Origin of the sequence: Mesorhizobium sp. M2A.F.Ca.ET.067.02.1.1, assembly GCF_004023285.1 — a bacterium.
GTDB lineage: Bacteria > Pseudomonadota > Alphaproteobacteria > Rhizobiales > Rhizobiaceae > Mesorhizobium.
This window is the reverse complement of sequence record NZ_RZSB01000322.1, coordinates 1-6,409: the sequence shown is the minus strand read 5'-3', so window position 1 is coordinate 6,409 and position 6,409 is coordinate 1. Positions and strand designations below refer to the sequence as shown.

At 64.6% G+C, this 6,409-nt stretch carries 6 protein-coding genes; 3 read left to right on the top strand and 3 right to left on the bottom strand.

Annotation, left to right across the window (positions count from 1 at the left end):
* Positions 1-833, bottom strand: an 833-nt coding sequence (locus EOA28_RS20735; RefSeq protein WP_148670778.1) for an iron ABC transporter substrate-binding protein, incomplete at its 3' end; no start/stop codon positions are given.
* 205 nt (positions 834-1,038) lie between these two features.
* On the opposite strand from EOA28_RS20735, the gene EOA28_RS20730 reads away from it, so the two are divergent.
* From EOA28_RS20730 to EOA28_RS20720, 3 genes are all read left to right on the top strand, one after another.
* Positions 1,039-1,575 (top strand): sigma-70 family RNA polymerase sigma factor, encoded by a 537-nt coding sequence (locus EOA28_RS20730; protein ID WP_127250972.1) that lies wholly within the window; start codon positions 1,039-1,041, stop codon positions 1,573-1,575.
* Between the two features lies 1 nt (position 1,576).
* Positions 1,577-2,215 (top strand): NrsF family protein, encoded by a 639-nt coding sequence (locus EOA28_RS20725; protein ID WP_126081051.1) that lies wholly within the window; start codon positions 1,577-1,579, stop codon positions 2,213-2,215.
* A 152-nt stretch (positions 2,216-2,367) separates the two neighbouring features.
* Positions 2,368-4,326 carry a PAS domain S-box protein gene (locus tag EOA28_RS20720; RefSeq protein WP_245466922.1) on the top strand — a complete coding sequence of 653 codons (1,959 nt, stop codon included), beginning with the start codon at positions 2,368-2,370 and terminating at the stop codon, positions 4,324-4,326.
* Between the two features lie 30 nt (positions 4,327-4,356).
* Here the strand turns inward: EOA28_RS20720 and EOA28_RS20715 are convergent, their stop codons facing one another.
* On the bottom strand, positions 4,357-5,235 hold the full coding sequence (locus EOA28_RS20715) for a 3-hydroxybutyryl-CoA dehydrogenase (RefSeq protein ID WP_126081053.1): 879 nt from the start codon (positions 5,233-5,235) through the stop codon (positions 4,357-4,359).
* A gap of 201 nt (positions 5,236-5,436) precedes the next feature.
* The gene (locus EOA28_RS20710; RefSeq protein WP_126081054.1) at positions 5,437-6,366 is read right to left on the bottom strand and encodes an electron transfer flavoprotein subunit alpha/FixB family protein; all 930 of its coding nucleotides are present in this window, start codon (positions 6,364-6,366) and stop codon (positions 5,437-5,439) included.
* Between the last annotated feature and the right edge of the window lie 43 nt (positions 6,367-6,409).

Below are 6,409 nucleotides of genomic sequence, written 5' to 3'. Positions count from 1 at the left end.
CCCTTGCCTGTCACCCACTTCAGGAACGCCTGGGCTTCCTTCTGATGCTTGCTGGAGGCCAGCACGCCGCCGCCCGATACCGAAACGAAGGCGCCCGGGTCCTGGTTCTTGAAATAATGCAGGCCGACATTCTTGCTGTTCTCGCCGGTCTTGGCCTGATCGCCGAACCAGTAATAGTGGTAGATCACGCCACCATCGATCTCGCCGACATTGACCGCCTTCATGACAGTGCTGTTGCCTTTGTAGGCCGTGAAATTCTCCTTCATCGCCTTCAGCCAGTCGGCGGTCGCGGCCTCGCCCTTCAGCTGGAGCAGGGCGCTGACGATGGCCTGGAAGTCGGGGCCCGACGGCGAGGCGGCCCAGCGGCCTTTCCAGCTCGGATCGGCGAGGTCCAGCAGCGACTCGGGGAGCTGGTCTTCCTTCAGCTTGTCCTTGTTGTAGGCAAAGACGGTGCTGCGGGCCGCGACGCCGACCCACTTGCCGCTCGACGGCTGGTATTCCTGGGGAACCTGGGCGAGGGTGTCGGCGTCGACCGGGGCGAACAGACCGGCCGCCTCGACCAGCGCCATGGCCGGCGAATTCTCGGTCAGGAAGACGTCGGCCGGCGAGGCCGCGCCCTCGGCGACGATCTGGTTGGAGAAATCGCTGTCGCCGCCATTGCGCAGCGTGACCTTGATGCCGGTCTCCTTAGTGAAGCCGGCAGCCCATTCCTTGGCGAGGCTCTCATGCTGGGCATTGTAGACGACGATGCCTTGATCCTCCGCCATGGCCGGGCCGGCGATCAGGCCGAGCGCCATCGCAGCGCCGGCGAGCGTGGAAAGGGCAATCTTCATGGGGCATCGTCCTCGAATTTGGAGACAGGGGTTCAGGCTCGGCTCACCTATCAATACCTGATTATTGTAGTCAAGATTGTGACCCTGCTTCAATCCGTCGCCATGCCGCAAACTTTCGTGATTCTGCGGCAGTTTGGCTTGGACATTATTTCGCTGGCCACGTAACAAACCAGGGCCGAGACGCGAACTTCGGGGGTAAACTCTTGTGACCGGCAAGGACGAGGCAGAGCTCTCCGGGCTGCTCAGGGCCGCGATCGCGGGAGACGAAAGGGCTTATGCCAACTTTCTGCATCGCATCGCCGCCCTCGTTCGCGGCTTTGTCCGGCGCAAGATCGTTCAGGGCGGAGTCGACCCCGAGGATGTCGTGCAGGAAACCTTGCTTGCCATTCATGTGAAACGCCACACCTGGCGGCCGGATGCGCCGGTGTTGCCCTGGGTTTACGCGATCGCCCGCTTCAAGCTTATCGACGCGTTTCGCCGGCGAGGGCGCCGCATCGAGGTCGAGATCGACGAGATCGCCGAGACCTTCGCCGAGCCGGAGACAGAAACGGTCAGCGAGCGCGACATAAACCGGGCGCTCGAGGGACTGCCGCCAACGCAACGTTCGGTCGTCTCGTCAATCTCGGTCGACGGCCATTCGATCGGCGAAACCGCCGCCAAGCTCGGCGTCAGTGAAACGGCTGTGCGCGTGTCGCTGCATCGCGGCCTCGCCGCGATCGCTAAAAGATTCGGGCGACAGTGACATGAGGACGGAGGATCTGATCAAAGCGCTCGACGCGGATGCCGGCAAGAAGGCCATGCCGATGGGCAAGGCCTGGTGGCTGGCGGTCTCCGTTGCCGTGGCGATCGCGGCAGCCGTGTTCTTCACGACCATCGGGCCGCGTCCCGACATCATGCCGGCCATGCACACGATGCGCTTCATGTCGAAATTCGTGTTCACGCTGGTGCTTGCGGTCAGCGCCTTCGCGCTGATCCGCGCGCTGTCGGTGCCGGGCGCTTCGACAAGGCAGAAGATGGCCTGGATGCTCGCCGCGCCGCTTTTGGTCGTGCTGGCGGTGGTCCTGGAGCTTTTCGTCGTACCCCAGGCCGATTGGGGCAAGCGGCTCGTCGGCTCGAACATGATGATCTGCATGACTTTCATCCCGCTGATCGGCATCGGCCCGCTGGCGGTCTTCCTCGGCATGCTGCGCTACGGCGCGCCGACCAGGCCGGTGCTTGCTGGCGCGGTGGCCGGGCTGCTCGCGGGCGGGCTCGCGGCAACCTTCTACGCCGCGCATTGTTTCGACGATTCGCCGCTCTTCGTCGCCACCTGGTATACGATCGCCATCGCCTTCCTGACGCTGCTCGGGGCTATCGGCGGGCGGCTTTTCGTGCGCTGGTAGCCCGCCGGGGCTGTTTCGAAACAGTCCCTTAATCATGCCGGCAATTGTTTGCCGGTTAGCGGAGCGATCGCCATCATCTGCGCAACCATTCCTTAAAACCGATCCGCCAGGGTTGCGGCAACGTGCAGTTGCGTGTTGGGGTGGGTCGCATCGTGGCGTGGTTGAACTGGAAAGGGCTTCGTGCCGACAGGCACGCCGCGCAGGGTTTGCTCGCAATCGGCCTGGTTGCCGCCGCCGCATCGATCCTGCTGCCACGCCTCGAATTTGGCGCCGACGCGCTGAGGCTCTGCCTGCAGATTTCCATCGCCATCACAGCCGCGACGCTGTTTCTGTCGGCCATGTTCATCCAACGCATCGTCGACGATCGCCGGCAGATCGCCGAGAGCGAACAGCGCTTCCGCCGGGCCATGGAGGATTCGGCGATCGGCGTCGCCATTGTCGGGCTCGACGGGCGCATCGTTCAGGCCAATCCGGCCTTCGCCGACATGCTCGGCTATACCCGATCGGAAATCGAGGCGCTGACGTTCCTCCAGATCACCCATCCCGACGACCTGCAGATCGGCCGCGAGACGATGATGAGCCTGAAGGAAGGCAAGATCCACTCCTTCCATTTCGAGAAGCGGTATCTGCACAAGGACGGTACTCCGGTCTGGGCGCAGCTTGCGGGCTCGGTCATCCGCGAAGAGGGGACAGGCCGCCCGCTCTATCTGGTGTCGCAGATCGAGGACATCGACGCCCGCAAGCAGGCCGAGGCGCGCATCGCCGAGGCCGAGACCCGTTGGAATTTCGCGCTCACCAGCACCGGACAGGGAGTCTGGAGCCTCGATATGCGCAAGGGTGGCACAACCTATTCCGAAACCTGGGCGAAGATGCTGGGCTATGCCGCTGGCGAGCTCGACGGAGACCCGGACCGCTGGCTGACCATGATCCATCCCGACGATCAGGCACGCGTCGCCGAGGCGGATCGCGCGCACCTTGCCGGCGAGACGCCCTTTTTCGAAGCCGAGTTCCGGATGCGCCACAAGGACGGCCACTGGGTCTGGATCCTCGACCGTGGCAAGACGATCGAGCGCGACGCCGAGGGCCGGGTGATCCGCGCCATCGGCAGCCTGACCGATATCACGCAGCGCAAGGAGGCCGAGACGCGGCTGATGGTTTCGGCGGCGATGCTGGCCGACGAGAAGGAGCGTCTGAGGGTCACGCTGCAGTCGATCGGCGACGCGGTGATTTGCACCGATGCCGCCAACCGCATCACCTTCATGAACCCCGTCGCGGAAAAGCTCACCGGCGTTGACGTCTGCGAAGCCCTTGGAAAGGTGCTCGGCCATGTCTATTGGGCGGTCGACGAGGAAAGCGGGCAGAGAATCGGCCTGACGCGTCCTTCGGCGTGCGAACAGCCTCGTTGCGACCAGAACACGCGCGCGGTTCTCGTGCGGCGCGACGACACGCGCTGCAGCATCCGCCAGGTGGTGTCGCCGATCATGAACGACCGCAAGCAGTTCTGCGGCCTGGTCATCGTCTTCCAGGACTTCACCGACGCGCGCGCCCTGCAGCGACAACTGGCCTACGCCGCCGCCCATGACGCGCTGACCGGGCTCGCCAACCGCTCGAGCTTCATGCGCACCATGGAGGAACTGGTCGACCAGTGCCGCCTCAATGGCGGCGAGCATCAGTTCATGTTCGTCGACCTCGACCACTTCAAGGCCGTCAACGACACCGGCGGCCATGCCGCGGGCGATGCGCTGCTCAGGCGCGTGGCCGACACCCTGCGCAATGTGCTTGGCCCGGAAGAGATCGTCGCGCGGCTCGGCGGCGACGAGTTCGCCGTCATCCTCAAATCGGGCGACGCGGCGCGCGGGCCGATCGCGGCGCGCTCGATCATCGATGCCATCTGCAACCTCAATTTCAGCTGGGACGGCCGCCCGCATTTGATCGGCGCCAGCATCGGGCTCGCGCCGATCCGCGCCGGTTGCGGCGAGGTGGATGAGATCATCGCCCGCGCCGATGCCGCCTGCTACGATGCCAAGGCGGCAGGCCGCGGCTGCGTTTCCGCCGCGCCGGACGAAGCTTCGAGAGATGTGCCGCCCATGCCGCTCGCCGCGGCGTCCTGAACGGCGTCGGAAGGGTTCAGCCGCGGAAGATCAGCGCGTCGGCACCGGATGGTCGCCGCGATAGTCGTAGAAGCCGCGACCAGTCTTGCGGCCGAGCCAGCCGGCCTCGACATATTTCACCAGCAGCGGACAAGGGCGGTATTTCGAGTCCGACAGGCCCTCATGCAGCACCTGCATGATCGACAGGCAGGTGTCGAGGCCGATGAAGTCGGCGAGCTGCAGCGGGCCCATCGGATGGTTGGCGCCGAGCCGCATGGCGGTATCGATGGCGTCGACCGTGCCGACGCCCTCATAGAGCGTGTAGATCGCCTCGTTGATCATCGGCAAAAGGATGCGGTTGACGATGAAGGCCGGGAAATCCTCGGAGACGGTGATCGTCTTGTCGAGGTGCTTCACATAGGTCTTGGCCGCCTCGAAGGTCTGGTCCTCGGTGGCGATGCCGCGCACTAGCTCGACCAGCTTCATCACCGGCACAGGATTCATGAAATGTATGCCGATGAAGCGCTCGGGACGGTCGGTCTGGGCGGCAAGCCGGGTGATCGAGATGGACGAGGTGTTGGTCGCCAGAATCGCTTCCGGATTGAGCTGCGGGCAGAGCTGCGCGTAGATCTTGCGCTTGACCGTCTCGTCCTCGGTCGCCGCCTCGATCACGAGGTCGGCGGCGGCGAGGTCGGCCATGGCCGGAGCGGCGGAGATGCGCGCCATCGCTTCGTTGCGCGCCTTTTCCTCAAGCTTGCCGGAACCGACTTGGCGGGCCATGTTGCCACTGATGGTGGCGATGCCCTTCTCGATCCGGTCGGCCGATATGTCGTGGATCAGGACCTTGTAGCCGCCCAGCGCAGAGACATGGGCGATACCGCCACCCATCTGACCCGCGCCGACAATGCCGATCGTCTCGATCTTGCTCATGAACCCCGATCCCGTCCGGAACGTCCGCACTTCCTTGAAGTACAAAGACGCTCCTGCTTGTTTGTTTCCCGCAATCCGGAGGCGAACCGCCGGATTGGCTCCGGACCTTGATGGCCCGCTTTTTGTGCAGTGCAAACTAAAAGGGCGGGGCGACTTCGTCTACCCCACCCTTTGGATTTTAATATGCCAGAACGGACGGCGTCAAAGCGCCTTTTGCAGCTCCGGCAAAATGACGAAGAGATCGCCGACCAAGCCGTAATCGGCAACCTGGAAGATCGGCGCCTCCTCGTCCTTGTTGATGGCGACGATCACCTTGGAGTCCTTCATGCCGGCCAGGTGCTGGATGGCGCCGGAGATGCCGACGGCAATGTAGAGGTCGGGCGCGACCACCTTGCCGGTCTGGCCGACCTGCCAGTCGTTCGGGGCATAGCCCGCGTCGACCGCGGCGCGGGACGCGCCGACCGCGGCGCCGAGCTTGTCGGCGACCGGCAGGATGACTTCCTGGAACTTCTCCGAGGAGCCGAGCGCGCGGCCGCCGGAGATGATGATCTTGGCCGAGGTCAGTTCCGGACGATCGTTCTCCGAGAGCTTGTTCTCGACGAAGGACGACAGGCCGGGGTTGGCGGCGGCGCCGACCGTCTCGACCGCGGCAGAACCACCTTCCGGCGCTGCCGCGAAGGAGGCGGTGCGCACCGTGATGACCTTCTTGGCGTCGGTCGACTGGACGGTCTGGATGGCGTTGCCGGCATAGATCGGCCGCTTGAAGGTGTCAGGCGAGACCACTTCGATGATTTCCGACACCTGGGCGACGTCGAGCAGGGCGGCGACGCGCGGCGCGATGTTCTTGCCGGCGGAAGTGGCCGGCGCGATGATCGTGTCGTAGCCGCCCGCAAGAGAGACGACGAGAGCCGCAGTCGGCTCGGCGAGGCGTTCCGAAAGCTCGTCCGCTTCGGCCAGCAGCACTTTCCGAACGCCCTTCAGCTTGGCGGCGGCGTCGGCCGCGCCCTTGGCGCCCTTGCCGGCCACCAGCACGTCGACTTCCGCGCCGATCTGGAGCGCCGCCGACAGCGCCTTGGCGGTCTGGTCGGAAAGGCTTGCGTTGTCGTGTTCGGCGATGAGGAGAATTGCCATTGTCTTTATCCTTTCCCGATCGCTTAGAGCACGCCGGCTTCGT